Below are 26,264 nucleotides of genomic sequence, written 5' to 3'. Positions count from 1 at the left end.
GCAGCGCGGAGGCCGGCGCCGGCAGGGACAGTGCCGCGAAGGCCAGCGCGATGCGGGCGCGCAGCCGGTCCTTGCCGTCGGGCATTTCGCGCGCCATCGACCTGAGATAGCGGATCTGCATGGCCAGCGATTTCAGGAACGCGCGGTAAAAGGGGAACTCGGCGCCCTGCAGCACGACGGAGGAATGCTGCAGCCATGCGATGATGCGTTTGGCCGTCGTGCCTGGCTCCCAGGCAATGCCCGAAATATGGTTGCCATGCATGGCGATCCAGTCGGAGACGAGCGCGCGGGCGTTTGCCGCCGCGAGCTCCGTGCCGGCGGCACGCATGTGGCGCAGCCAGCGGAAGCCATGCAGCGTCTTTTGCCACCCGTGATTGGGGACATTGATCTGGAAAGGGGATTTGCCGCCGGTCTCGACCAGATGGCCAGACAGGGGATAGCGGCCGTAATAGATCTCGAGTGCGATCTGGGGGTCGGCGAGGCGCAGGTCCGGCGGCGCGATCAGGACACGTTCGGGCGTGCGGCCGGAATAGCGCCAGCGGTAGACCGGGCTGGCACGCAGGCGCCGGCGCGTCTTGCGCCAGAACTCCTTCGCGACCAGCGTCCACAGACGCGTCGTGTTGCTGGCAGCCAGTGCCAAAACCCCTCCTGATCGTCCTCTACCCCAAGCACAAGCTTATATGATTCAAGAACTTATGCGAAGGCGAATTCCATAGGACGGCGGCGGGTCCCCTGCTTTTGGACCGGTTCCTTCCTAAAAAAATCTGCAAATCCCAGTGCTTAGGCCAAGGTTCGACGCATGCGCGCGGCGAAGAAGCCGTCCAGACCGGAGCGCTCCGGCGCGCCGAGGTCAAGATCGGCGGGCGTGGTGCGCAGTATGCCTTGCGGCGTCAGGAACGAATCGATGCCGGCGATCTCGCCTTGCCGCAGCGGATCGTCAATGACCGCAGCCGTGTCCTTGAGAAAGGAACGATGCAGTTCTTCGCCTTCGAGCGGGTCGAGCGAACAATTGGAAAAGACGATCCGGCCGCCGGGCCTGACCAGTGTAACGGCGCGGGCGAGCAGCCTGCGTTGCAGGTCGGCGAGTTTTTCGACGTCCGCCGCCGTCTTGGTCCACGGCACGTCCGGATGCCGCCGCACCGTGCCCGTCGAGGAACACGGCGCATCGAGCAGCACGGCGTCGAACAATTCGCTGGGCTCATATTTGAGCAGATCGGCCTGGACGATGTCGGCGGAGAGGCGGAGGCGGTCGAGATTCTGCGCCAGCCGCGCCAAGCGGTTCTTCGAGGTGTCTATCGCTGTGACCCTGGCGCCAGCGAGAATGAGCTGCGCGGTCTTGCCGCCGGGCGCTGCACAAAGGTCGGCGACGCGCAGGCCGGTGACATCGCCGAACAGCCGGGCGGGAAGGCTGGCCGCCGCATCCTGGACCCACCATGCCCCTTCCGCGAAGCCCGGCAATTCCGTGACGGCGCAGGCTAGCTTCTCCACCCGAACCGTTCCCGTGGGCAGGACAATGCCGCCGAGCTTTTCGGCCCAGAGTTCGGCATCGGCCTTGACCGAGAAATCGACCGGCGCCTCGTGGCGATGGGCAGCCAGGATCTGCCGGGCCTTCTCGGTGCCATAGGCGGCCTTCAGCCGGTCGGAAAACCATTTTGGCGCTTCGTCTGTGGCGGCAAGCGCGGCCGGAAGCTCGACTTCCTTGGCTCGCGCCAGCGTGCGCAGCACGCCGTTGACCAGGCCGGAAAAGCGCTGCGTGCGGGGGTCGGATTTGGCGTGGGTCACGGCAAGGTCGACGGCGGCGCTGTCGGGGATGTCGAGGAACAGGATCTGCGCTGCCGCCACATGCAGTATGTGCGACAAGGCGGTCGCGTTGGGCGGCAGCGGCTTTTCCAGGCGCCGCGCCAGCAGTCCCGATATTGTCATGCGGTAGCGCAGCGCGCTTACCAGTATGGCGCGCACCAGGCCACGGTCGCGCAAATCGAGTGCCCGGTATTGCGGGTGGCCGTTCTCGTGATCGGTCAGGCCGTCTAGCGGCGTGCGTGCGTCGATGACTGCGGCCAGCAGCCGCGCGGCCGCCTTGCGCGCGGCGAGACCGGCAACGAACTCGCCGCCGGCATTGTGTTCCTGATCGCCTGAAACCGTGCGTCGAGGTGCTCTGCCCGCCACGCTCACGACCACCGGCCCTTGGGCCCGGTCCGGTTGCGACCCCACGGATTGGATTTCGGGCTGGCCGGTTCGGTCGGCTGTTCCGGTTCGGCGGGCTTGCCCCACGGTCCAGCCGCTTGCGGCCCGTCCATTTGCGATGGCGTCGGTGCCTGGCGCTGCGCGGTTCGCGGAGCGCCATCGCCCATCTGCCGCGCCATTGCCTGCAGGGCGGCGATGCGGTTGTCGGTGCTCGGATGGGTGGAGAACAGACTGTCCATGCGTTCGCCATGCAGGGGGTTGATGATGAAGAGATGCGCCATCGCGGGATTGCGCTCGGCATCGGGGTTGGGAATGCGTTCGGCCCCGCGGGCGATCTTGTCAAGCGCGGAGGCCAGCCATAGCGGGTGTCCACAGATTTCGGCGCCGCGCCGGTCGGCCTCATATTCGCGGGTGCGGCTGACCGCCATCTGCACGATCATGGCCGCGAAGGGCGCGACGATCATCGCCGCCAGCACGCCGACAAAGCCGAAGGGGTTGTTGTCGCGGTTGCCGCCAAGGAAAAAGGCGAAATTGCCGAGCATCGAGATGGCACCGGCAAAGGTGGCGACGATGGTCATGGTCAGCGTGTCGCGGTGCTGGACGTGGGCGAGCTCATGCGCCATCACGGCGGCGACCTCTTCATGGGTCAGCCGCTGCAGCAGGCCGGTGGAGGCGGCGACAGCCGCGTTCTGCGGATTGCGGCCGGTGGCAAAGGCATTCGGCTGCGGATTGTCGATCAGATAGGTTTTCGGCATCGGCAGCCCGGCCTGTTTGGCCAGTGCCTGGACGATGGCGTAATATTCCGGCGCGTTCTTCTCGTCGACCTCGACGGCGCGGTTCATCGACAGCACCATCTTGTCGGCGTTCCAGTAGCTGAACAAATTGGTGCCGGCAGCAACCAGCAAGGCGATCATCATGCCGCCCGAACCGCCGATCAGGAAGCCGACGCCCATGAACAGCGCAGTCATGGCGGCGAGAAGCATGGCGGTGCGGATGGTGTTCATCGTCTGCTCCTGTCCGGATGGTGGTGAAAAAGGGTCGATCCTCGTGACGTCATCGCTATATGATGGGAAACGCCTGTTCCTGTTTCAATCCGCTCGAGATATCGCATGAACGATGAAACCAGTAAAACGCCAGCCGGCACGGATGACGGCGAGCCGCCAAAAGAGCTGACGCCCGCCGCCCGCCGCGCGCTGCAGGAAGCTGAGGCAAGGCGGCAACACTACCGCCGCAAGGAAGCAGCACTGCCCCGGGAAATCGGCGGCCGCGGCGGCAAGGAACCCGGCCGCTATGGCGACTGGGAGGTCAAAGGCCTGACCAGCGACTTCTAGATATTCAGGTGAGACCGGCCTGCAAACGGAAGCTGCCTGCGCTTCCGTTGCTCACGTAGCTCAGTACGCTCCGCTCCGGTTCTCGGCAGCTTCCGTTTTCGACTCGGCCTGACCTGAATCTCGGCACACTCCGGGCCGCGCTGCACGCTAAGCTGCGTTGCGCTGGGGCTCGAGCGCAACCCAGCCGCGTTCGTCGACGGTGATGTCGATTTCATCGTAACCGGCGATCGCGGCATGCTGTGTTGCCAGGGGATGCTGGTGCGTGGCGTTGATCACCATGACCGACGCTCCCGCCGCCTCCGCCGCCGCGATGCCAGCCGGGGCATCCTCGAACACTAGGCAGTCACGCGCGTCGAAGCCAAGCCGTCTTGCGCCGAGCTGGAAGCAGTCGGGCGCCGGCTTGCCGCGGGAAACATCCTCCGCCGCGACGAGGACCCCAGGGACAGGAATGCCGGCGACCTTCATGCGTGCAAGCGCCAACGAGCGTGGCGCTGAGGTTACGATCGCCCAGCGCTCCGGCGGCAGCGTGTTGAGAAACGCCACGGCACCGGAGATCTGGAGGATGCCCTCGAGATCGTCGGCCTCGGCCTTCAGCAGTAAATCGGCTTCGTGTCTCGGGTCGACACCCGGGAGTGCAAGGGCGGTGATGGTCTCGATCGCGCGCACGCCATGAATTGTCGGCAGGAAGGCCGCGACGTCGAGGCCGTGGCGCAGAGCCCAGTCGCCCCAGACCCGCTCCGCCGAGGCGATGGAATTGATGAGCGTGCCGTCCATATCGAAGAGGAAGGCGGCGAATTTTTTGCCAGCAAACATGATTTTCCTTGAAGTCCGGGGGAGGGTGTCGAGGGAGGACGCAACCGTAACGCCAAGGTGCCGACATGAAAAGGCGCGAGAGCGCTTTTGGTCGCGATCCAGGGAACCACCGTCACCTTGCAACGTTTGAAATCGTACAATTCCCATCACGCGAACCAGGGACGACGCCCATGCTGATACGCCTCGGCTACGAGATCGCGATTGAATGCGCCGAGGCAACCCCGGTGATTTCTCTGCTCGAAATCCACAAGGACAGGCGGGCCGACATTAAGCGGCAGACACGTGTGCTCATCTCGCCATCGGTGCCGACCAGGCTCTATCACGACCTGCATGGCAACGCCTGCCGCCGTTTTACCGCGCCTGCCGGCGGCTTTCGCATCCTCTACGACGCGGTTGTCGAGGACAGTGGCGAGACGGACGAGGTCAACACGCTGGCCCGGGAAATGCCGGTCGCCGAGTTACCCGACGAGGTGCTCTTCTATCTCCTGGGCAGCCGCTATTGCGAGACAGATCATCTGAGCAATCTCGCCTGGCAGCTTTTCGGCCATCTTCCGTCCGGTTGGGCGCGGGTGCAGGCGATTGTCGACTATGTCCACAACCGCCTGTCCTTCGGCTATGGCTATGCGCGTTCGACCCGCACCGCCGCGCAGGCGCACGAGGAACGCGTCGGAGTGTGCCGCGACTTCGCCCATCTGGCGATCACGCTTTGCCGTTGCATGAACATTCCGGCGCGCTACGTGAACGGCTATCTCGGCGACATCGGCGTGCCGGCCGATCCGGCGCCGATGGATTTCTCAGCCTGGATGGAAGCGTTCCTCGACGGCAAGTGGTACACGTTCGATCCGCGCCACAACCAGCCCAGGATCGGTCGCGTCGTCATCGCGCGCGGCCGCGACGCCACCGACGTTCCCTTGCTGCACAGTTTCGGCCCGCACCGGCTCACCTTGTTCAAGGTATGGACCTACGAACAGGAAGGCAGGCTGTTCAATCCACCCCACCACGGTATCGACAGGACAGTCAGCGCGCAGGTGCTGGCCTAGCTATATTATTCAGGTGAGGCCGGCCTGACCTGAATATCAACACGTTGGGTAGTTTGTGCCTCGACATGCCTCGCAACCCTGGGACAGTTGGTCCGCTTCGGCACAGAAGGCCTGTGCCGCAACAGGACGCCGCCACGCTTCGGCGATTGCCTCGTCTCGACATGGTAAGCGCCTGGTAAACGCGGCGACGATCGTGGTTTTTCGTTTACCAGTCATTCACCTTCACAAAGGTCGAAAGCAAACAAAAACAACGGTTTGATGTCTGGTCGAAAGTGTTGCGGCCAGAGGTGGCGTCATCCGGCTGGAATCCTGCATTGCCCTGTCCGCGGCGACGAGGCCGAGGCAAGCGGAGGCTGTTGGATGCGGAATTACGGGGGTCTTGTTCACGCGGTCGGCGGGTTCGCCAGAGATCGCGGTGGAAATTTCGCGGTCCTGTTCGGCTTTGCTGCCTCGGTCTTGGCGCTGGTCGCGGGCTTCTCGGTCAATGTCACCCAGCTCTACAATGCCAAATCGAGCCTGCAGGGCGTCATCGACGCGGCGGTGACATCGACGGCACGTGACCTGACCACCGGCGTCATCAAGGAGGCCGACGCAAACAAATCCGTGCAGGCCTTTCTCGACGCCAACGCTACCGCCGGAATTCTGCAGGCCGGCCAAGTCATTCTTGACCGGCTGATCGTCGACAAGATCTCAAAAACGGTCCAGGTGGACGCCCACGTCGATGTTGCCCTGTTCTTCCCGATTTTCGGCACGGACGATGCGAGGCGGGTCACTGCTTCGACAACATCGCTTTATTCGGACAAGACCATCGAAGTGGCGATGATGCTCGATGTAACCGGATCGATGGCCGGTCAGAAAATCAAGGACCTGAGGACCGCCGCCGCCAATGCGGTGGACAGCTTCCTGGGCACTCAGGACCCGAACAAGCCGCGCGTTCGCCTCTCCATCGTGCCCTACGCCAATTCGGTCAATACCGGCCAACTTGCGGCCAGCAGCGTCTATGTGGAAGCCAATGCCAGTCAGCGCAAGCAGGCGCCCGGCAATGCGAGCGCTCAACCTGCTTCGGCATCCCCGCGCCCGGACAATTGCGCCACCGAACGCAAGGGGACCGATCAATATTCGGACGCGGGTCCTGGCTCCAGCATGGTCAACCGCGACTATCTGTTGTCGAGCTTTGCCGCCAACACAAACACTGCGGCTTGCCCGGCCGCCGCACTCGTCCCTTTGACGGCTGACGTCGCCACGCTCAAGAATGTCATCAAGAATCTCGGCGCCTCGGGGGGTACCGCCGGCCACATCGGCGTTCAATGGACCTGGTATATGCTGTCGGAAAGCTGGGGCGGCGTGCTCAATGCCTCCCAGCGGCCAGCCAAATTCGATCCCAAGAAAGTTGGCAAGTACGCGATCCTTATGACAGACGGCGAATTCAACCTGTCCTATTTCGACGCGACCAGCGTTGGCGGAGTCTATAACGATGCCGGCAAGGAAACGACCCGCACGGCCGCGACAAAACTCTGCGCCGCCATGCGCGACAAAGGCATAGAGATCTTCACGATCGGCTTCAAACTCGATGAGATGAATGCCGCTTCGACGCTCCAGAACTGTGCCAGCCCCGATACCGGGTCGGTCAAGCACTTCTACCAGGCCGCCGATGGCGCCGAACTGGATTCGGCGTTTCAGACAATCGCCCGCAACATCGAAACCCTTGCTTTGACGAAGTAGGACCCATCCCAAACGGAAAAGGCCGCCGCTTCTTTCGAAGCCGGCGGCCTTCCGTGTTTCCGTCCATGGCGCGGCTCAATGGCGGTGACGTTCACGTCACCCGCCGCGCATCTCGCGCCTTAACGGGAAGACTGCTTCCCGAAAGTGCAATCCGCTGAGGCCACGTTCTGGAAAACGAAATCACTCGACATCGGATCACCTCCTTTCGATTTGTTGAACACATCCTCATGATGGGGTGCGTTGCAGCAAATGACAAGTGCCATGCTGAAAAAGGCATCCTTGCCGGAAGATGGCGCCGTATGCTTTGGCTTGCGATCCAGGTCCCGAACGGACAAGATTGAGCCATCGACAGCGGGGAAGGGTATGGACGCCACCGAAAGAGCTGCGCGCATCGTTCGAACGGTAGTCGAGGCGGTGAAGCTCGCCTTCGCGGTCAGGCTGTGGACCGGCGAGCGGATCGGCCCCGCCACCGGCCCCGTGCTCGTCATCAACGACCACGATATTGTCTGGCAGATCGTTCGCCGACCGTCCCTGTCGACCCTTATCGAGATGTGGATTTCCAAGGCAGTCGACATCGAGGATGGATCGCTGTTCGATTTCTACGCCCTGCCTTCGACGGGCAAGCTGCGGTCGAAGCTGAAGACATTGCCGAAACGGGCGCTTCTGCGTGACTTGCCGGCGGTGCTGTTTTCGAGAAAGCAGATGGCGTCGCGGGTTGATCTCGCTGGTCGCAACCCGTTCGTCAGCGGCTCCAGCAAGGAGGCGATCCAGCATCACTATGATATCTCGAATGCCTTCTACGGGCTGTTTCTCGACGAGCGCATGGTCTATAGCTGCGGGTATTTCCAGGATTTCGCAAACGGCATCGACGAGGCGCAGGTCGACAAGCTCGACCATATCTGCCGCAAGCTTCGGCTGAAACCCGGTGAAAGATTGCTCGACATCGGCTGCGGCTGGGGCGCGATGCTGATCCACGCCGCGAAAAATTATGGTGTCGTCGGACACGGCGTCTCGCTGTCGCAAGCCCAGACCTCACTAGCCCGCGAGCGCATTCGCGCCGAGGGTCTGGAGGACAAGATCACCATCGAGATAAAGTCCTACGCAGAGCTCACCGGCACCTTCGACAAGATATCGTCCATCGGTATGTTCGAGCATCTGGGCCTGGCAAACCATGCGGCCTACTTCTCCGCTGTCCACCGGCTACTGAAACCGGGCGGCATCTATCTGCATCACGCCATCACAAGGCGCAGCAAGGGCGACATCAAGAAGACCCTGCGCAAGGGGCCGGAATACAAGGCGCTGATCAAATACATCTTCCCGGGCGGCGAGCTCGATACGGTCGGCATGACGCTAGGTAATCTCGAAGCGCACGGCTTCCTCGTCTACGATGTCGAGAATTTGCGCGAGCACTATGCCCGCACCTGCAGGCTGTGGGCCGAGCGTCTGCAGGCGCGGTTCGGCGAGGCAATCGCCGAGGTCGGCGAAGCCAAGGCGCGGCTGTGGCTGCTTTACCTGAGCGGCTGCTCCATCACCTTCGAACGCGCCTCGGCGCAGATATTCCAGACCGTCGCCACCAAACGCGCGCGAGGCCCGAGCGGCCTGCCACCGACGCGGGCGGACCTTTATCGATAGGCTTGGGTCGGCAGGTCAGACAAACCGCATCGGCGCACCGATCTCGACACGGCCAGGCTGGTCGACGGTGCAATAGACGCCGAGATTGTGGGCGTTGTGGCGGACCAGATTGCGCAGGATCCCTGGATCATTGTCGAAACCGTCCTGGGCGATGATGGTGAAGCCGCAGCGGCGGCATGGCTCGGAGATGGTCAAGACCAGGTCGCCGATGGCGAGCTTGCGGCCGATCCATTCGGTTTCGGGAAACGAGCCCTCGACCGGAGCGATGTCGACGACGATGTTGGGGCGGAAGCGGCGCGGATCGGTGGCCCCTTTCGGATGCAGTGCCTTCAGCCGCGCCAGCGATGCCGTGGTCAGGAGATGGATCGGCGCCTTGCGGTAGCGTTCCGCGGTCAGCGGACCGGCATAGCCTGCCGCATTCTCCCTGCGGAACGGCCGGATCGAGGCGCCGAAGCCGAGATAGGCCGACACGGCGCGGTCGCATTCGGCGCTGGGTGCGGCGAGCCAGTCGCCATCGGGGATGGCGATTTCCAATTCGCCGCCGCGGCTTAGCCGGGTCCGGATGCGCGGCACCTTGTGCCATTTGGGGTCACGATCGGGCCGGGCGATTTCATTGTCCGAGATATCGACGAGGCCGAACATACGGTCGCCCTCGATGCTGTCGGTGCCGACCAGGATGGCGCCTTGGCGCTCGCCGGCGAGCGAACTCGCCGGATAACGCCACAACTGGGTGACGGTGCCCACTGCCGCGCCTTCCCGCATCAGCCCTTCTTGTTCTGCCGGTTGGCGATGAGGTCGTCGACCACGGACGGATCGGCAAGCGTCGAGGTGTCGCCGAGTGCGGAAAAATCGTCCTCGGCGATCTTGCGCAGGATGCGGCGCATGATCTTGCCCGAACGCGTCTTGGGCAGGCCGGGCGCGAACTGGATCTTGTCGGGCGTGGCGATGGCGCCGATCTCCTTGCGGACATGGGCGACGAGTTCCTTGCGCAGATCCTCGCTCGGCTGCTCGCCGGCCATCAGCGTGACATAGCAATAGATGCCCTGGCCCTTGATGTCATGGGGATAGCCGACCACGGCGGCCTCGGAAACCTTGTCATGGCTGACCAGAGCCGATTCGACCTCGGCCGTGCCCATGCGATGGCCGGAGACGTTGATGACGTCGTCGACGCGGCCGGTGATCCAGTAGTAGCCGTCCGCATCGCGGCGGCAGCCGTCACCCGTGAAATATTTTCCCTTGTAGGCGGAGAAATAGGTCTGCACGAAACGGTCGTGATCGCCATAGACGGTGCGCATCTGGCCCGGCCAGGAATCGGTGATGCACAGGTTGCCGTCGGCCGCACCGTCCACCACCTTGCCCGCGCTGTCGACCAGTTGCGGCTGGACGCCGAAGAAGGGCCGTGTCGCCGAGCCTGCCTTGAGGTCGGTAGCGCCCGGCAGCGGCGTGATCAGGATGCCGCCGGTCTCGGTCTGCCACCATGTGTCGACGATCGGCACCTTGCCGTCGCCGACGACGTTGAAATACCACTCCCAGGCTTCCGGGTTGATCGGCTCGCCGACCGAGCCCAGCACGCGCAGCGATTTTCGCGACGTCTTGGTGACATGCGCGTCGCCGGCGCCCATCAGCGCGCGCAGCGCTGTCGGGGCGGTGTAAAAGATGTTGACCTTGTGCTTGTCGATGACTTCCCAGAAGCGCGACTGCGAGGGGTAGTTCGGCACCCCCTCGAACATCAGCGTGGTGGCGCCGTTGGCGAGCGGTCCATAGACGATGTAGCTGTGGCCGGTCACCCAGCCGACATCGGCGGTGCACCAGTAGATGTCGCCGTCATGACAGTCGAAAACGTATTGGTGCGTCATCGACACATAGACGAGATAGCCGCCGGTGGTGTGCAGCACGCCTTTCGGCTTGCCGGTCGAGCCCGACGTGTAGAGGATGAACAGCGGATCCTCGGCCTTCATCTTCTCCGGCTTGCACTCAGGCTTCACCGTCGCGACTTCGTCGTGATACCAGACATCGCGCCCCGGCGCCCAGCCGATCTTGCCGCCCGTGCGGCGCACGACCACGACGGTCTTGACCTTGACATTGTGCTTGGCGGCAACGTCGATCGCCTTGTCGGTGTTCTCCTTCAGAGGAATGGGTTTTCCTCCACGCAGACCCTCATCCGATGTGATGACGAAGGTCGATTCGCAGTCGACGATGCGGCCAGCCAAGGCATCCGGCGAAAAGCCGCCGAAGACGACCGAATGAATGGCGCCGATACGCGTGCAGGCCAGCATCGCGTAAGCCGCCTCCGGGATCATCGGCATGTAGATGGTGACGCGGTCGCCTTTCTTGACGCCGTGCTTCTTCATCACATTGGCAAGCCGGCAGACATGCTCGTAAAGCTCGTTGTAGGTGACCTTCCTGTCGTCGTAGGGGTTGTCGCCTTCCCAGATGATGGCGGTCTGGTCGCCGCGCTTCTTCAGGTGGCGGTCGATGCAATTATACGAGACGTTGGTCTGGCCATCCTCGAACCACTTGATCGAGACCTTGCCGTCGAAGGAGGTGTTCTTGACCTTGGAGAAGGGCTTGAACCAGTCGATCCGCTTGCCGTGCTTGCCCCAGAACTTGTCCGGGTTCTTCACGCTGTCGGCATACCATTTGAGGTAAGTGTCATTGTCGATCAGCGCGTTCTTCTTCCACGCCGGCTGGACGCGATGGACATGAACCTCGGACATTTCTTGGCTTTCCTCCCGAACCAATCCGCGGGCTTGAAACGCCCGCGGGATCGCGGCCACGCAGCCGCGAATTCGGCGGCATTATTACCAGTTCCGCCGCGACGGCAACATTAGACGTTGGATTCGCGTGGCGGGATGCCGCAGGGGCGCTTTCCGGGGCTGTCAGCACTCCACGCGGTTCGCTGCTAACTGCATGTTTTTGTGGGAAAAGTTCGTTCTGCGATCAAGAAAAATCAATAGACAGTTAAGTAACGGCGCGCACAATTGGTGCTTGGGAGGACAGGAGAATCAACCTTGGGGACCGCAATGCGCGACCATCTTGAAATGGACCTGATGCTCAAAGGCTACGGCCTGACCACGGCCAAGATTCTTTATCATTTTCCCGACCACCCGCATCTCCTGCAGAGCTTCGTCTGGCAGGACTACGACATCGCTCCGAAGTTTCCAGTGCTGATCAGGTTCATCGAATTCTGGAAGGCCAAGCTCGACGGGCCCCTGCATTCGGTCAGCTACACGCACCAGAAGCTGATCGCGCCGAACGAATGGCGCAAGGTGGATGGCGAGTTCGTGCTGCACTGAGGGTGGCGTCGATATTCAGGTGAGGCCGGCCCGCGAATGGCGGCTTCCTGCGCTTCCGGTGCTCACGGACTTCAGTACGCTCCGCTCCGGTTCTCGGAAGCCGTCATTCTCGACTCGGCCTGACCTGAATCTCGATGCACCCTGAGCCGGCGATCAAACCGCCGGCGGGTTCAGCCGGGCAAAGCCTTCCTGACGCCGATAGGGGAAATAGGGGTAGGGTGCGGTGACTTCGCTTGCTGCGTCGAGCTTTTTCATCTGCTCCGGCGTTAGCGTCCAGCCGACGGCGCCGAGGTTCTGGCGCAGTTGCTCCTCGTTGCGGGCGCCTATAATGACGGAGGAGACGGTCGGGCGCCGCAGCAGCCAGTTGATCGCGATCTGCGGAACCGTCTTGCCGGTTTCCTCGGCCACCGCGTCGAGCGCATCCATGACCCGATAGAGATGCTCGTCCCCGACCGGCGGGCCGAAGCTCGCGGTCTCGTGCAGCCGGCTCTTTTCCGGCAAGGGCTGGCCGCGGCGGATCTTACCGGTCAGGCGACCCCAGCCGAGCGGGCTCCACACCAGCGCGCCGAGGCCCTGGTCGAGGCCGAGCGGCATCAACTCCCATTCATAGTCGCGGCCGAGCAGCGAATAGTAGACCTGATGCGCGACATAGCGTGGGTAGCCGTGCATCTGCGCCAGGCCGAGCGACTTCATCACTTGCCAGCCGGAGAAGTTGGAGACGCCGACATAGCGCAGCTTGCCGGAGCGAACGAGGCCGTCCAGCGTCGACAGAACTTCCTCGATCGGCGTCCAGGCATCGAAGGCGTGCAGCTGCAGCAGGTCGATGTAGTCGGTGCCGAGGCGCTTCAGCGCGGCGTCGACCGATTTGATCAGCCGCGAGCGCGATGAGCCAAAGTCGGCCGGCCCGTCGCCCATCGGCAGTGCGGTCTTGGTCGAGATCAGCACCGCGTCGCGGCGGCCCTTTATCGCTTCGCCGAGCACCTCCTCCGAGGCGCCGTTCGAATAGACGTCGGCGGTGTCGAACAAATTGACGCCGGCCTCGAGGCAGATGTCGATGAGGCGCCGCGCTTCGCTGGCGTCGCTGTTGCCCCAGGCACCGAAAAGCGGGCCGGAACCGCCAAAAGTTCCGGCGCCGAATGAGAGCGCCGGCACATTCAGGCCCGATGCGCCGAGACGTCGATAGTCCATTTTCTTGCTCCTGGTGGTTTGTGAAGAGGTGAGGCGATTCGGGTGTCGGCTGATGTCACGACCGGACGGTGGCAGGCGCGCCTGACGTGGTGCCACGATCGAGGCGAAGCGCCAGTCCGGCCACGGCGAGTGCCGCCAGCGGCAGCAGGGCGGCGACCCAGGTGAGCGAACCCAGCCCAAGGCCATGGGCGATGACCGTGCCACCAAGCCAGGCGCCGGCCGCATTGCCGAGATTGAAGGCGGCGATGTTGAACGATGAGGCCAGGCTTTGGCCGGCGCCTTCCGCTTTCTCCAGCACCCACATCTGCAGCGGCGCCACGGTGGCGAAGGCGGCCGCGCCGAGCAGGCCGACATAGATCACGGCCATGACCTGGCTGTGGATGGCGAAGCTCATCGTGGCAAGCACCAGCGCCAGCACCACGAGGCTGCCGAGCACCGCCGGCACCAGCCAGCGATCGGCGATCTTGCCGCCGGCGAGATTGCCGGCGATGAGGCCACCGCCGAACACGAGCAGGATCGGCGACACGGCCGCTTCCCTGAAGCCGCTGATCTCGGTGAGCAACGGGGCGACGTAGGTGAAGACGGCGAAGACGCCGGCATAGCCGAGCACCGTCGTGGCGAGGCCGAACAGGACGGCCGTGCGGCGCAGCACGGCGAGATCGGCGCGCAAATCGCTCTTCTCGAGCGCTGCGTGGCCGCGCGGCACCAGGGCCAGGATGACGGCGAAGGCCGTGAGGCCTACCGCGGTCACCGCCCAGAAGGTCGCGCGCCAGCCGAAGGCCTGGCCGAGCCAGGTGCCGAAGGGCACGCCGAGGATGTTGGCGATGGTGAGCCCAGTGAACATCAGCGCGATCGCCGAAGCCTTCCTGTTGGGCGCGACCAGACCGGTGGCGACCACCGAGCCAACGCCGAAGAAAGTGCCATGGGCAAAGGCGGTGATGATACGGGCACCCATCAGCGTCCAGTAATCTGGCGCCAGCGCACAGGCGAGGTTGCCAATCGTGAAGATCGCCATCAGCGCCAGCAGCACGGTTTTGCGCGGCCAGTTGCCTGTAGCGATGGTCAACAGGGGTGCGCCGATGACGACACCGAGCGCGTAACCCGAGATCAATTGGCCGGCGGCCGAGATCGACACACCAAGATCCTTACTGACATCTATGAGCAGGCCCATGATGACGAATTCGGTGACACCGATGCCAAAGGCACCGGCAGCGAGGGCATAGAGAGCAAGAGGCATGGCGGTCGGTCCCATCTGTCAGCAAAGGACGCCCAGTCCGCGCCCCCGGCCCGGAAGATCGTCATCCGCCATATTGTGAACCAGACTTGCCCAAGGCATATTTCCTGTGAAATAGATTCACAGATGGCCAGGCCCGATATCAACCGCTCCGGCGAGATCGAAGTCTTCGTACGCGTCGTCGAAGCGGGGAGCTTCTCGGCCGCGGCGCGGCGGCTGCGCATGACACCGTCGGCGGTGAGCAAGCTGATAGCGCGGCTCGAAACACGGCTTGGCGCGCGGCTTGTCAGCCGCTCGACGCGCAAGCTCCAGCTCACACCGGAAGGGACGGCCTTCTACGACAGCGGCCTGCGCGTCCTGGCTGACCTCGATGCCGCCGAGCGGGAAGCGGCGGCGGGTGCGGCGCCGCGCGGGCGGCTGAGGGTCAATGCCTATGTGCCGTTTGGCCAACACCGGCTAATGGCACTGCTGCCGCGCTTTCTGGAACGGTATTCGGAGATTTTCGTCGAGGCTGTGCTGACCGACAGCGTGATCGACCTGTTGGAAGAGCGCGCCGATGTCGCGATCCGCGCCGGGCCGCTTCGCGAGTCACGGCTGGTGGCGCGCAAGCTCGGCCAGAGCCGGATGGTGGTGGTTGCCGCGCCTGCCTATCTCGAAGCGCGCGGCACGCCGCTGACGCCCGGCGATCTCGGCCGTCACAACATGCTTGCTTTCGGTTTCGTCCGATACATCGACGGCTGGCCGTTCATCGACGCGGCCGGCGCACCGGTCATGGTCCCGATCGCAGGCACTGCCACGGTGAGCGACGGCGAGGCGATGCGGTTATCCGCCCTATCAGGAGCGGGCATTGCGCGGCTGGCGCGCTGGCATGTCGAGCCCGACATTGCCGCCGGCCGGCTGGTGCCGCTGCTGGAAGACTTCAATCCCGGCGACGAAGAGCCGACGCATGCCGTCTATGTCGGCCAGGGCAAACACCTGCCTGCACGGGTGCGGGCCTTTCTCGACTTTCTCGCCGAGACCGTGCGGCTGTAATCGAAGCCGCGCGTCCATGGGACACGCGGCGTCGAAACGGCTGGCTTGCCAGGGGTAGGGCTATGCCTTCGGGACGAAAGGCGCCGGACGACGGCCGGCGCCCTGGCGTTCGACCATCCAGCCGGGATATTCGGCCGGCAAGGCGCTCACCTCGTCCAGCCTGGCCAGATCGTCGGCATCGAGCTTGAGGCTGGTGGCGGCGAGGTTCTGCTCGAGCTGCTCCATGCGGCTGGCGCCGATGATCACACTCATCACGAAAGGCTTGGCCAGGACATAGCCGAGCGCCACGGTGGCGACGCTGACATCATGTTTCTTGGCGACCTCGCGCATGACGGCGACCGCTGCCCAGGCGCGGTCCTCGTTGACCGGCGGGAAGTTGAAGGACGCGCGGCGGCCCTCGCCATTGCCCGGCGCGCCGGGGCCATATTTGCCGGACAGCAGCCCGCCGGCCATCGGCGACCATACCATCAGGCCGAGCTTCTCCTCGTTGATCAGCGGCACGATCTCGCGCTCGAGGTCGCGGCCGGCGATCGAATAATAGGACTGGATGGTCTCGAAACGGGCAAAACCCTTGCGGTCGGCGATGCCGAGCGCCTTGGCGATGCGCCAGGCCTGCCAGTTGGACACGCCGACATAGCGGACCTTGCCACTAGTGACGAGATCATCGAGTGCCCGCAGCGTCTCGTCGATCGGCGTCACCGCGTCGGTGCCGTGCAACTGATAGAGATCGATGTGATCGAGCTGCAGCCGTTCGAGGCTGGCATCGACCGAATCCATGATGTGGCCGCGTGAGCAGCCGCGCTGGTTCGGCCCGTCGCCCATGGCGGCATGGACCTTGGTGGCGATGACCACGTTCGACCTGGCAACACGGAGATCCCTAAGCGACTGGCCGAGAAGGCGTTCGGACTCGCCGACGGAATAGACGTCGGCCGTGTCGAAGAAGTTGACGCCGGCGGCGATCGAGCGGCCAACGATTTCGTTGACGCCCTTCTGGTCGAGGCTGGCGATCAGGCCCCATTGGGCGTTCTGGCCGGCGGCGCCGAAGGTCATGGTGCCGAGGCAAAGTTCGGAGACGAAAAGCCCGGTATTTCCAAGCTGATTATAACGCATCGTGATGCTCCAGGAGGATGTGTGGTGACATCCGGACAAATAGGAACGGTACGTTTCGTTTCAAGCCGCTGGGGCAATGAACTAGCCGGGCTGGCCTAAGCGCCTACCGGTTGCCGAAGATCGCCGAACCCACGCGGACGCTGGTGGCGCCGAAGGCGATCGCGGTCTCGTAGTCGCCGGACATGCCCATCGACAGTTTGGCGGCGCCGGCCTCTCTCGCCATTTTTTCCAGCAGTGCGAAATGCGGGCCGGGATTCTCGTCCGCCGGCGGAATACACATAAGGCCTTCGATGGCGAGGCCATGAACTTCCCGGCAGCGCTTGACGAAGGCGACCGCCTCGCGCGGTTCGATGCCGGCTTTCTGCGGTTCGGAACCGGTATTCACCTGGACATAGAGCTTTGGCGCACGGCCTTGCCTGGCAATTTCCTTGGCGAGCTCGGCGGCGATCTTGTCGCGGTCGATGGTCTCGATGACGTCGAACAGCGCCACCGCCTCCCTCGCCTTGTTCGACTGCAGCGGGCCGATCAGGTGTAGTTCGATATCGGGGAAAGCCTTCTTCAGCGCTGGCCATTTGCCTTGTGCTTCCTGGACGCGGTTTTCGCCGAAGACGCGTTGGCTGGCCTCGATCACCGGCTGGATATCGACGGCGTCGAAGGTCTTGGAGACCGCCACCAGCGTCACCGCGCCGGCTTCACGGCCGGCCTCCTGCTCGGCGGCGGCGATCTTCGCCTTGACCGCGAAAAACTGCTGAACGGTGTCGCCCATATGCAAATCCCGCTGTTTTGACTCGCGTTTTTGTCAGCCGCGACGCCCATATGGTTGACGGGTTTGCCAAACCATGGTGAACACCCGGACCACATTTCGTGAACTGCCGGGCTCTTGCCCGCAGTTCGCATGCTTTTAAGTGAAAAACGTCCCATGGCAACCGAACGATACAATCCGCGCGCGTCAGAACCCAAATGGCAGAAGGTCTGGGCCGAAAAGAAGCTTTTCGAAGCGCACAATGACGATCCGCGCCCAAAATACTACGTGCTGGAGATGTTCCCCTATCCGTCGGGGCGCATCCATATCGGCCATACCCGCAATTATACGATGGGCGACGTGGTGGCGCGCTACAAGCGGGCCAAGGGCTTCAACGTGCTGCATCCGATGGGCTGGGACGCCTTCGGCATGCCGGCCGAGAACGCGGCGATGCAGAACAAGGTCCCTCCCAAGGAGTGGACTTACCAGAACATCGCCACCATGCGCGAGCAGCTCAAGGTGATGGGCCTGTCGCTGGACTGGGCGCGCGAATTCGCCACCTGCGACGTTGATTATTACCACCGCCAGCAGATGCTGTTCCTCGACTTCGTCGCGAAGGGGCTGGTGACGCGCAAATCCTCCAAGGTCAACTGGGACCCGGAGGACATGACGGTGCTCGCCAACGAGCAGGTCATCGATGGGCGCGGCTGGCGCTCCGGCGCGCTGGTCGAACAGCGCGAGCTGACGCAATGGTTCTTCAAGATCACCGACTTTGCCCAGGACTTGCTGGATTCGCTCGACGGCCTCGACGGATGGCCCGAAAAAGTGAAGCTGATGCAGCAGAACTGGATCGGCCGTTCGGAAGGCTTGCTGATCCGCTGGCCGCTGGCCTCGGAAATTGCCGGCGAGCATGAGCTGGAGGTCTACACGACGCGGCCCGACACCATTTTCGGCGCCTCGTTCATGGCGATCGCCGCCGATCACCCGCTGGCCAAGAAGGCCGCGGCGACCAATCCGGCGCTGGCGAAGTTCATCGACGAAGTGCGCCATATGGGCACTTCGGTGGCGGCGCTCGAGACGGCCGAGAAGAAGGGCTTCGACACCGGTATCCGCGTCGTCCATCCCTTCGACAATACCTGGACGCTGCCGGTCTATGTCGCCAATTTCGTGCTGATGGAATACGGCACCGGCGCCATCTTCGGCTGCCCGGCGCATGACCAGCGCGACCTCGACTTCGCCAACAAATACGGCTTGCCAGTGGTGCCGGTGGTGATGCCGGACGGCGAGAACCCGTCGGCTTTCCAGATCATCGACGAGGCCTATGTCGACGATGGCGCGATGATCAATTCGCGCTTCCTCGACGGCATGAAGCCGGACCGGGCTTTCGACGAGGTCGCGAACCGGCTGGAACAGAAGACGATCGGCAACCGGCCGATGGCCGAGCGCAAGGTGAATTTCCGCCTGCGCGACTGGGGCATTTCGCGCCAGCGCTACTGGGGCTGCCCGATCCCGATGATCCATTGCGAGGATTGCGGCGTGGTGCCGGTGCCGAAGGCCGACCTACCGGTCAAGCTGCCGGACGACGTCGATTTCGACCGGCCGGGCAATCCGCTCGACCGTCACCCGACATGGCGGCATGTGAAGTGCCCGCAATGCGGCAAGGACGCGCGGCGCGAAACCGACACCATGGACACGTTCGTCGATTCGTCCTGGTACTTCGCCCGCTTCACGGCGCCCTGGGCGCATGAGCCGACCGATCCCAAGGCAGCGAACGAGTGGCTGGCGGTCGATCAGTATATTGGCGGCATCGAGCATGCGATCCTGCATCTGCTCTATTCGCGCTTCTTCACCCGCGCCATGCGCGAGACCGGCCATGTCGACCTGGCCGAGCCGTTCAAGGGCCTGTTCACGCAAGGCATGGTGGTGCACGAAACCTACCGTGTCGGCTCGGCATCGAATGGCCGCTGGCTGGCGCCGACCGAAGTGCGGCTGGAGGAAGTCGACGGCAAGCGCCGCGCCATCGACATCGCCACGGGCGAGGCGGTCACCATCGGCCCGCTCGAGAAGATGTCGAAGTCGAAAAAGAACACGGTGAGCCCAGAAGACATCACCGATGGCTACGGCGCCGACACGGCGCGCTGGTTCATGCTGTCGGATTCACCGCCCGAACGCGATGTCGAGTGGACCGACGACGGTGCCGCCGGCGCACATCGCTTCATGCAGCGCATCTGGCGCCTGGTGTCGACGGCGGCCGAGACGCTGGCAGGGGTCACACCCAAGGCGGTCAATGACGGCGAGGCCGGAGCGGTTTCCAAGGCCGCGCACAAGATCCTGAAGGCGGTCGGCGAAGACATCGAGAAGCTCGCCTTCAACCGTGCCATCGCCCGCATCTATGAACTGGCCAACGCGCTGACCACCCCGCTCAACGAGGTGGCGGAAGGCAAGGCCGATCCGGCGCTGAAAAACGCCTGCCGCGAGGCCGTCGAGATCATGGTGCACCTGATCGCGCCTGTCATGCCGCACCTTGCCGAAGAGTGCTGGGAGACGCTGGGCGGCAGCGATCTGGTGGCCGAACGGCCGTGGCCGGTCTTCGATCCGGCGCTGGTCGTCGACAATGAAGTCACCTATCCGGTACAGGTCAACGGCAAGAAGCGGGGGGATTTGACAATTGCCCGCGACGCGGACCAAGGTGCGGTCGAAAAAGCGGTCTTGGCTCTCGACTTCGTGCAGAAGGCACTTGAAGGCAAGGCTCCGCGCAAGGTGATCATCGTGCCGCAGAGGATCGTCAATGTCGTTGCCTGATCGGGAAAAGACAGAGTTGAGCCGTTTGCTGCGCCGCATCGCGCTTGCCGGTCTTGTCGGCTCGCTTGCGCTCGTCTCGGCCTGTCAGGTGCAGCCGCTCTATTCGAGCGCGCCGTTGTCGACCGGCTCCACAGCCAATGCCGAGCTGGCGTCGATCGCCGTCAAGCCGGTCCGGACGCGTTATGCCCAGCAGGTGCGCAACAATCTGATCTTCGGGTTCGGGCGCGGCGCCGGCGAACCGGCTTCGGCGCTTTATTCACTCGATCTCGGCGTGACCGAAGCCGTTGAATCCTCGGCACTCGTCCAGGTTGGAACCGATCAAGACGAGCCGACCGCCGGTTCGGTGACGCTGACCGCCGGCTACACGCTGACCGATGCGAAAACCGGCGCGGTGATCGCGGTCGGCAGGCGGGCGATCACCTCGTCCTTCGACAGGCCGCGTCAGGAATTTGCCTCGTACCGGGCGCAGATCGACGCGGAGAACCGTGCCGCGCGCGAACTGGCCGAAGCCCTGCAACTGTCCATCGCGCAGGATCTGGCCCGACACGGCAAGGCAGCCAGCTAGCGCCACTCTTCGTTCACGAAACACGTCCTCTCGATCCTGGTGCCCCCGGCCGTTTCCCGGTGGCCAAGGGCCGGCGCTTGCACATGCTCGGCCCGCATATGTGGATGATCGTCGAATACGATCCAGCGCTCGAATTCGTATCGTTCGGCATCGCCGCGAAAGATATTTTTCGCTCGCTCCAACAGCACTGACGGAAGCAACTGTTAACCACTCGCTCCCTATTGCTCAGCAGACGTTCCACAGTGAGTCTTGAGCATGGAAGCCAGGCGTTTTTCTCGGGTCAATTCGTTGCACGCAGCTTCGCCCGATGACCCCGAAAGGGAGCGCTCCGGCGGCCCGCGCGGCAAGGTGGATGTCCGCCAGCCCGGTGCTTTGCATGCGGGCCATTCCGGGCGGGTAGCCGATCCCGGCGACGACCGCGGACCCTCCGTCGGGCCGAATGGGAAACCCGCGGCGGACAATGCTTTCCCACAGGGCGACACCGAAAGCCCTGCCTGGCAAGAGTATTTTTTCCTTGCGCCCAATGTGCGTTTTACACGCACGCCGGATTATGAGCCCAAGCATCGCCAGCCGCATGACGAGGTTGCCGCGCAGTGCGGCCCGCAGGCACTCCCTACAGAGCAGGTCGGGCCTGGCGCCGTCATACATCGCGGACCGTCACCGGCGGAGTCCGCTCAGCCGACGCGCGGCGGCGAGACGTCGCAAGGTGTTCAGCCGGCGGCTCTGAAGATGCCCGCAACGGCACGAGCGGCCACGCGCCCGGCGCCCGTTGTCGTGAATGGCGCGCCGGTCAAAACAGCCACCGCTGAAAAACCTCGGCGGCCCTATCTTTCGGATCACGCCTTCTTCGAGGGCTTGGCTCCGCTTCTGGTTGACGTGACGTCGCCGCCCCGCTCGGTCAGCCCGGTTTCGCGTGTACCGGTCGCGGCTGCGCCGGTCGCCGCGGCGCGGGCCGACATCTCCGCGTCCGCCGTGGCCGATGTCACCGCCTTGTTCCGTGTCATCGAATGCCTTCCGGGCCAGGCCTCGTCCGCGCTGCCGGACGTCTTTCCGGCCAACTCCAACAAGGCCTTGGTCGAGCCGCCCGTTCCGGCGGGCAGGGCTGTCCGGCAGGGTCGGACGACGGCAGTGGTTGCATCTGCCGCAAGCAGCGCCGCCCCACTTGTGCAGCGCGTGGAGGAAACCGTTGCCACCGTGCGCGGGCCGTCGCTGCCCATGGCTGGCAAGGTTGCGCGGCCGGTGACGGTCGAAAGCTACGAGCTCCCCTCGGAGGAACTGCTGCAGCAGCCGCCGGAAGGGCAGGGCTTCTACATGTCGCAGGAGCGGCTCGAGCAGAATGCCGATCTCCTGGAAAGCGTGCTGGAGGATTTCGGCGTTCGCGGCGAGATCATCCACGTTCGCCCTGGCCCGGTCGTTACCCTCTACGAGTTCGAGCCGGCGCCGGGTGTCAAGTCGTCGCGCGTCATTGGCCTCGCCGACGATATCGCCCGCTCCATGTCGGCGGTCTCGGCGCGCGTCGCCGTCGTGCCCGGCCGCAATGTCATCGGTATCGAGCTGCCGAACGAGACCCGCGAGACCGTCTATTTCCGCGAACTGATCGAATCGCAGGGCTTCCGCAAGACCAGCTGCAAGCTGGCGCTTTGCCTTGGCAAGACGATCGGCGGCGAACCTGTCATTGCCGAGCTGGCGAAAATGCCGCACCTGCTCGTCGCCGGCACCACCGGCTCCGGCAAGTCGGTCGCCATCAACACCATGATCCTGTCGCTGCTCTACCGGTTGAAGCCGGAAGAATGCCGGCTGATCATGGTCGACCCGAAAATGCTTGAGCTCTCCGTCTATGACGGTATCCCGCACCTTCTGACCCCCGTCGTCACGGATCCCAAGAAGGCCGTTACCGCGCTCAAATGGGCGGTGCGCGAGATGGAGGATCGCTATCGCAAGATGGCGCGGCTCGGCGTGCGCAACATCGACGGCTACAATGAGCGCGCCGCCCAGGCCCGCGACAAGGGCGAGACGGTCGTCATGACCGTGCAGGCCGGCTTCGAGAAGGGCACCGGCGAGCCGCTGTTCGAACAGCAGGAAATCGATCTCGCGCCGATGCCCTACATCGTCGTCATCGTCGACGAGATGGCCGACCTCATGATGGTTGCCGGCAAGGAGATCGAAGGCGCCATCCAGCGCCTGGCTCAGATGGCGCGCGCCGCCGGCATCCACCTGATCATGGCAACGCAGCGGCCTTCGGTCGATGTCATCACCGGCACGATCAAGGCCAATTTCCCGACCCGCATCTCCTTCCAGGTCACCTCCAAGATCGATAGCCGCACCATCCTGGGCGAGCAGGGCGCCGAGCAGCTGCTCGGCCAGGGCGACATGCTGCACATGATGGGCGGCGGGCGCATTGCCCGTGTGCACGGCCCCTTTGTTTCCGACGCCGAGGTCGAGCATGTCGTGGCGCATCTGAAGGCGCAGGGGCGCCCCGAATATCTGGAGACCGTGACGGCCGACGAGGATGAAGAGGAAGAGGAGGGCGACCAGGGTCCGGTCTTCGACAAGGGAGCCGTTGCCGCCGAGGATGGCGATTCCAGCTATGACGAAGCGGTCAAGGTGGTGTTGCGCGACAAGAAATGTTCGACGTCCTACATCCAGCGCCGCCTCGGCATCGGCTACAACCGCGCGGCTTCACTGGTCGAACGGATGGAGAAGGAGGGTCTGGTCGGCGCACCCAACCATGTCGGCAAGCGCGAGATCATGGCGGGCAAGCGTCAGCCGGCGGCCACGCCCCCCCACGACGGCACGGACTGACCGGGCGGTCAGCTCTTGATCCGCAGCGCATGAAAAAGGCCGGTTGCCCGGCCTTTCTTCGTATCTGGTGTGGGACCGCTCAGCCGATCTTCTGGCCGGTCTTGGCCCAGTCGGCGAGGAAAGCGGCAAGACCCTTGTCGGTCAGCGGATGGTTGACCAGCGCCTTCAGCGTCGCCGGCGGCGCGGTGATGACGTCGGCGCCGATGAGAGCCGCCTGCTTGACGTGGTTCACCGTGCGCACGGAAGCGGTCAGGATCTCGGTCTGGAAATCGTAATTGTCGTAGATCTGACGGATCTCCTGGATCACCTCCATGCCGTCCGAGCCGGTGTCGTCGATGCGGCCGACGAAGGGGGAGATGAAGGACGCGCCGGCCTTGGCCGCGAGCAGCGCCTGGTTGGCCGAGAAGCACAGCGTGACGTTGACCATGCGGTTCATCTCGGTGCGGATCGTCTTGCAGGCCTTCAAGCCGTCCAGCGTCAGCGGCACCTTGATGGCGATATTGGGCGCGATCTTGGCCAGCACCTCGGCCTCGGCCATCATCTGCTTGAACTCGGTCGCCACGACCTCGGCCGAGACCGGGCCTTCGACGATGTCGCAGATCTGCTTGGTGACCTCGATGATCTTGCCGCCCGATTTCAGGATCAGCGAGGGATTGGTGGTGACGCCATCGAGCAGTCCCAGATCGTTCAGTTCCTTGATCTCTTTGATATCGGCGGTGTCGGCAAAAAATTTCATGGCGGGTCTCCTGACGATTTCGTCGTGCTTGGGAAGGCACGTTCAGCCTTGCTCTTTGATCTAGACCAAAGTCAGGGCAAGGTCACGCCTCATGATCGAAGATTCGCCCTTTGTCGCGGCCGCGCCGGTGCTGGTGCCGATGCCGGCCGAACGCCCCTATACCTATGCCGTGCCGGCCGGCATGCGCGTGGTGCCGGGTTCGATCGTGCGCGTGCCACTTGGGCCGCGCCAGGTCGCCGGCATTGTCTGGGACGGCGCGGTCGAGCAGGTCGATGCCAGGAAATTGCGTCCGATCGAGCAGGTTTTCGACTGTCCGCCAATCGACCGCGCCATGCGTCGCTTCGTCGACTGGGTGGCGCAGTATACGCTGTCGCCGCCGGGCATGGTGGCGCGCATGCTGCTCAGGGCGCCTGAGGCCTTTGATCCCGAACCCTGGATCGAAGGGCTGCAGCGCACCCTGCTCGTGCCCGACCGGATGACCGATGCCAGGGCCCGCGTGCTGGAGACGGCCGAAGGCGGGCTGGCCTGGACGCGCTCCGGGCTCGCGCACGCCGCGGGCGTATCGTCGACGGTGATCGAGGGGCTGAAAGCGCAAGGCGTGTTCGAGACGGTGATGATCCCGCCGCGCCCGGTGGTGGCCGCGCCTGACCCAAGCTATGCCGTACCGGAGCTGATGCCGGACCAGAACGAGGCCGCGTCGATGCTGCGCGCCAATGTCGCGGCCGGCGAGTTCAATGTCGCGTTGCTCGACGGCGTCACCGGTTCTGGCAAGACGGAGGTTTATTTCGAGGCGGTGGCGGCCGCGCTCGAGCAGGGCAAGCAGGTGCTTATCCTGCTGCCGGAAATCGCCTTGACGCATGCCTTTCTCGAACGCTTCCAGCAACGTTTCGGCGCCAAGCCGGGCGAATGGCATTCGGATTTGCCGCCGCGAATGCGTGAAAAGGTCTGGCGGCAGGTGGCGGAAGGCGGCGTGCGCGTCGTCGCCGGCGCGCGCTCGGCGCTGTTCCTGCCGTTCCGGGAGCTTGGCCTGATCGTGGTCGACGAAGAGCACGACCCCGCCTACAAGCAGGAAGACCGCGTCTTCTACAATGCGCGAGACATGGCTGTCGTGCGCGGCCACATAGGCGGCTTCCCCGTGGTCCTGGCATCGGCGACGCCGTCGGTCGAGAGCCGGGTCAATGCCAGCCAGGGCCGTTATGCCAGGGCTGTGCTTTCCGCCCGCTTCGCCGAGGCGGCACTTCCCGATCTCAAGTCGATCGACATGCGCCGCGCACCGCCCGCACGTGGCGGATTTCTGTCGCCGGTGCTGATCGACCATATGCGCCGGACGCTGGAGAAGAAGGAGCAGTCGCTGCTGTTCCTCAACCGGCGCGGCTATGCGCCGCTGACGCTGTGCCGGGTCTGCGGCCATCGCTTCGGCTGCCCGGTGTGCTCGGCCTGGCTGGTCGAACACCGCTTTCGCGGCCAGTTGGTGTGTCATCACTGCGGTCACAACGAGCGCCGTCCCGAAGCCTGCCCGGAATGCGGCACACTCGACCATTTGGTTGCTTGCGGGCCGGGGGTCGAACGCATCGCCGAGGAGGTCGTGACGCATTTCCCGGACGCGCGCACCATCGTGCTGTCGTCGGACATCAGGGGCGGTGTACGACGGTTGCGGCTGGAGTTGGAGGCAATCGCCAATGGCGAGGCCGATATCGTCATCGGCACGCAACTGGTCGCCAAGGGCCACAATTTCCCGAACATGACGCTGGTCGGCGTCGTCGACGCCGATCTCGGCCTTGCCAATGGCGATCCGCGGGCCGCCGAGCGCACGTTTCAGCTGCTCAGCCAGGTGACCGGCCGTGCCGGCCGCACCGGCAAGAAGAGCCTTGGCCTGCTGCAGACCTTCCAGCCCGACCATCCGGTGATGCGGGCGATCGTCTCAGGCGATGCCGAGTCTTTCTACCAGCGCGAGATTTCGGAGCGCGAGCGCGCTGCCTTGCCGCCCTTCGGCCGGCTGGCCGGCGTCATCGTCAGCGCGGTGACGCGGGCGGAG

The 26,264-nt window shown here is 64.0% G+C and carries 21 protein-coding genes and 1 pseudogene; 11 read left to right on the top strand and 11 right to left on the bottom strand.

All coding sequences use genetic code 11. The annotated features are described in order from the left end of the window. The 3 genes and pseudogenes from O7A61_RS19255 to htpX form a co-directional block, all read right to left on the bottom strand. Positions 1-640 (bottom strand): annotated as a pseudogene (locus O7A61_RS19255) (heparinase II/III family protein); the annotation flags it as partial. Between the two features lie 140 nt (positions 641-780). Beyond that, on the bottom strand, positions 781-2,172 hold the full coding sequence (locus tag O7A61_RS19250; RefSeq protein ID WP_337131154.1) for an RsmB/NOP family class I SAM-dependent RNA methyltransferase: 1,392 nt from the start codon (positions 2,170-2,172) through the stop codon (positions 781-783). Beyond that, entirely contained in the window at positions 2,169-3,188 is a 1,020-nt protein-coding gene (gene htpX / locus O7A61_RS19245) for a zinc metalloprotease HtpX (protein WP_337131153.1), read from the bottom strand. Before htpX ends, O7A61_RS19250 begins: the two co-directional genes overlap by 4 nt. 105 nt (positions 3,189-3,293) lie before the next feature. Here htpX and O7A61_RS19240 point away from each other — a divergent pair, with 105 nt between their 5' ends. Next, positions 3,294-3,515: a DUF1674 domain-containing protein gene (locus O7A61_RS19240; protein ID WP_337131152.1), complete on the top strand. Its 222-nt coding sequence runs from the start codon at positions 3,294-3,296 to the stop codon at positions 3,513-3,515. 147 nt (positions 3,516-3,662) lie between these two features. Here the strand turns inward: O7A61_RS19240 and O7A61_RS19235 are convergent, their stop codons facing one another. After that, positions 3,663-4,328 carry an HAD-IA family hydrolase gene (locus O7A61_RS19235; protein ID WP_337131151.1) on the bottom strand — a complete coding sequence of 222 codons (666 nt, stop codon included), beginning with the start codon at positions 4,326-4,328 and terminating at the stop codon, positions 3,663-3,665. 170 nt (positions 4,329-4,498) lie between these two features. Between O7A61_RS19235 and O7A61_RS19230 the strand changes: the two genes are divergently transcribed. The 3 genes from O7A61_RS19230 to O7A61_RS19220 all read left to right on the top strand — a co-directional run bounded on the left by O7A61_RS19230 (position 4,499) and on the right by O7A61_RS19220 (position 8,722). After that, positions 4,499-5,368 (top strand): transglutaminase-like domain-containing protein, encoded by an 870-nt coding sequence (locus tag O7A61_RS19230; RefSeq protein WP_027145144.1) that lies wholly within the window; start codon positions 4,499-4,501, stop codon positions 5,366-5,368. A 360-nt stretch (positions 5,369-5,728) separates the two neighbouring features. After that, complete coding sequence (locus tag O7A61_RS19225) at positions 5,729-7,090, top strand: pilus assembly protein (RefSeq protein WP_337131150.1); 1,362 nt, start codon at positions 5,729-5,731, stop codon at positions 7,088-7,090. A 363-nt stretch (positions 7,091-7,453) separates the two neighbouring features. Next, a complete protein-coding gene (locus O7A61_RS19220) occupies positions 7,454-8,722 on the top strand; it encodes a cyclopropane-fatty-acyl-phospholipid synthase family protein (protein WP_337131149.1) in 1,269 nt (422 codons plus the stop codon). A gap of 15 nt (positions 8,723-8,737) precedes the next feature. On the opposite strand, the gene O7A61_RS19215 is transcribed toward O7A61_RS19220, so the two are convergent. Both O7A61_RS19215 and acs read right to left on the bottom strand, forming a co-directional pair. Beyond that, entirely contained in the window at positions 8,738-9,484 is a 747-nt protein-coding gene (locus tag O7A61_RS19215; protein ID WP_337131148.1) for an MOSC domain-containing protein, read from the bottom strand. Then, on the bottom strand, positions 9,484-11,439 hold the full coding sequence (acs, locus tag O7A61_RS19210; protein ID WP_337131147.1) for an acetate--CoA ligase: 1,956 nt from the start codon (positions 11,437-11,439) through the stop codon (positions 9,484-9,486). Before acs ends, O7A61_RS19215 begins: the two co-directional genes overlap by 1 nt. Positions 11,440-11,745: 306 nt before the next feature. Here acs and O7A61_RS19205 point away from each other — a divergent pair, with 306 nt between their 5' ends. After that, the gene (locus O7A61_RS19205) at positions 11,746-12,018 is read left to right on the top strand and encodes an usg protein (RefSeq protein ID WP_337131146.1); all 273 of its coding nucleotides are present in this window, start codon (positions 11,746-11,748) and stop codon (positions 12,016-12,018) included. A gap of 153 nt (positions 12,019-12,171) precedes the next feature. Here O7A61_RS19205 and O7A61_RS19200 read toward each other — a convergent pair whose 3' ends face one another. After that, positions 12,172-13,206: an aldo/keto reductase gene (locus O7A61_RS19200; protein WP_337131145.1), complete on the bottom strand. Its 1,035-nt coding sequence runs from the start codon at positions 13,204-13,206 to the stop codon at positions 12,172-12,174. A gap of 55 nt (positions 13,207-13,261) precedes the next feature. Next, the gene (locus tag O7A61_RS19195) at positions 13,262-14,443 is read right to left on the bottom strand and encodes an MFS transporter (RefSeq protein WP_337131144.1); all 1,182 of its coding nucleotides are present in this window, start codon (positions 14,441-14,443) and stop codon (positions 13,262-13,264) included. A gap of 123 nt (positions 14,444-14,566) precedes the next feature. Between O7A61_RS19195 and O7A61_RS19190 the strand changes: the two genes are divergently transcribed. Further along, a complete protein-coding gene (locus O7A61_RS19190; protein WP_337131143.1) occupies positions 14,567-15,472 on the top strand; it encodes a LysR family transcriptional regulator in 906 nt (301 codons plus the stop codon). A gap of 60 nt (positions 15,473-15,532) precedes the next feature. Here O7A61_RS19190 and O7A61_RS19185 read toward each other — a convergent pair whose 3' ends face one another. Next, a complete protein-coding gene (locus tag O7A61_RS19185) occupies positions 15,533-16,582 on the bottom strand; it encodes an aldo/keto reductase (RefSeq protein WP_337131142.1) in 1,050 nt (349 codons plus the stop codon). Between the two features lie 103 nt (positions 16,583-16,685). Next, on the bottom strand, positions 16,686-17,348 hold the full coding sequence (locus tag O7A61_RS19180) for a YggS family pyridoxal phosphate-dependent enzyme (protein ID WP_337131141.1): 663 nt from the start codon (positions 17,346-17,348) through the stop codon (positions 16,686-16,688). Between the two features lie 153 nt (positions 17,349-17,501). On the opposite strand from O7A61_RS19180, the gene leuS reads away from it, so the two are divergent. From leuS to O7A61_RS19160, 4 genes are all read left to right on the top strand, one after another. Then, the gene (gene leuS / locus O7A61_RS19175) at positions 17,502-20,126 is read left to right on the top strand and encodes a leucine--tRNA ligase (RefSeq protein ID WP_337131140.1); all 2,625 of its coding nucleotides are present in this window, start codon (positions 17,502-17,504) and stop codon (positions 20,124-20,126) included. Then, entirely contained in the window at positions 20,113-20,691 is a 579-nt protein-coding gene (lptE, locus tag O7A61_RS19170; protein WP_337131139.1) for an LPS assembly lipoprotein LptE, read from the top strand. The genes leuS and lptE overlap by 14 nt, the downstream gene beginning before the upstream one ends. Before the next feature lie 59 nt (positions 20,692-20,750). After that, a complete protein-coding gene (locus O7A61_RS19165; RefSeq protein WP_337131138.1) occupies positions 20,751-20,882 on the top strand; it encodes a hypothetical protein in 132 nt (43 codons plus the stop codon). Between the two features lie 64 nt (positions 20,883-20,946). Continuing rightward, a complete protein-coding gene (locus O7A61_RS19160; protein WP_337131137.1) occupies positions 20,947-23,493 on the top strand; it encodes a DNA translocase FtsK in 2,547 nt (848 codons plus the stop codon). A 79-nt stretch (positions 23,494-23,572) separates the two neighbouring features. Here the strand turns inward: O7A61_RS19160 and fsa are convergent, their stop codons facing one another. Further along, entirely contained in the window at positions 23,573-24,229 is a 657-nt protein-coding gene (gene fsa, locus O7A61_RS19155) for a fructose-6-phosphate aldolase (protein ID WP_337131136.1), read from the bottom strand. Positions 24,230-24,320: 91 nt separating this feature from the next. Here fsa and O7A61_RS19150 point away from each other — a divergent pair. Next, positions 24,321-26,264, top strand: a 1,944-nt coding sequence (locus O7A61_RS19150) for a primosomal protein N' (protein WP_337131135.1), incomplete at its 3' end; no start/stop codon positions are given.

Origin of the sequence: Mesorhizobium sp. Cs1321R2N1 (assembly GCF_037179725.1) — a bacterium.
Taxonomy (GTDB): Bacteria; Pseudomonadota; Alphaproteobacteria; order Rhizobiales; family Rhizobiaceae; genus Mesorhizobium; species Mesorhizobium salmacidum.
The sequence above is the reverse complement of the archived record's forward strand: the minus strand, read 5'-3'. Positions and strand labels throughout refer to the sequence as shown.

Coding starts and splice junctions, on each gene's coding strand:
- O7A61_RS19240 (WP_337131152.1), top strand. CDS start 3,294: ATGAACGATGAAACCAGTAAAACGCCAGCCGGCACGGATGACGGCGAG.
- O7A61_RS19190 (WP_337131143.1), top strand. CDS start 14,567: ATGGCCAGGCCCGATATCAACCGCTCCGGCGAGATCGAAGTCTTCGTA.
- O7A61_RS19195 (WP_337131144.1), bottom strand. CDS start 14,443: ATGCCTCTTGCTCTCTATGCCCTCGCTGCCGGTGCCTTTGGCATCGGT.
- acs (WP_337131147.1), bottom strand. CDS start 11,439: ATGTCCGAGGTTCATGTCCATCGCGTCCAGCCGGCGTGGAAGAAGAAC.
- O7A61_RS19230 (WP_027145144.1), top strand. CDS start 4,499: ATGCTGATACGCCTCGGCTACGAGATCGCGATTGAATGCGCCGAGGCA.
- O7A61_RS19200 (WP_337131145.1), bottom strand. CDS start 13,206: ATGGACTATCGACGTCTCGGCGCATCGGGCCTGAATGTGCCGGCGCTC.
- O7A61_RS19215 (WP_337131148.1), bottom strand. CDS start 9,484: ATGCGGGAAGGCGCGGCAGTGGGCACCGTCACCCAGTTGTGGCGTTAT.
- htpX (WP_337131153.1), bottom strand. CDS start 3,188: ATGAACACCATCCGCACCGCCATGCTTCTCGCCGCCATGACTGCGCTG.
- O7A61_RS19220 (WP_337131149.1), top strand. CDS start 7,454: ATGGACGCCACCGAAAGAGCTGCGCGCATCGTTCGAACGGTAGTCGAG.
- O7A61_RS19205 (WP_337131146.1), top strand. CDS start 11,746: ATGCGCGACCATCTTGAAATGGACCTGATGCTCAAAGGCTACGGCCTG.
- O7A61_RS19160 (WP_337131137.1), top strand. CDS start 20,947: ATGGAAGCCAGGCGTTTTTCTCGGGTCAATTCGTTGCACGCAGCTTCG.
- lptE (WP_337131139.1), top strand. CDS start 20,113: ATGTCGTTGCCTGATCGGGAAAAGACAGAGTTGAGCCGTTTGCTGCGC.
- O7A61_RS19235 (WP_337131151.1), bottom strand. CDS start 4,328: ATGTTTGCTGGCAAAAAATTCGCCGCCTTCCTCTTCGATATGGACGGC.
- leuS (WP_337131140.1), top strand. CDS start 17,502: ATGGCAACCGAACGATACAATCCGCGCGCGTCAGAACCCAAATGGCAG.
- O7A61_RS19185 (WP_337131142.1), bottom strand. CDS start 16,582: ATGCGTTATAATCAGCTTGGAAATACCGGGCTTTTCGTCTCCGAACTT.
- fsa (WP_337131136.1), bottom strand. CDS start 24,229: ATGAAATTTTTTGCCGACACCGCCGATATCAAAGAGATCAAGGAACTG.
- O7A61_RS19180 (WP_337131141.1), bottom strand. CDS start 17,348: ATGGGCGACACCGTTCAGCAGTTTTTCGCGGTCAAGGCGAAGATCGCC.
- O7A61_RS19225 (WP_337131150.1), top strand. CDS start 5,729: ATGCGGAATTACGGGGGTCTTGTTCACGCGGTCGGCGGGTTCGCCAGA.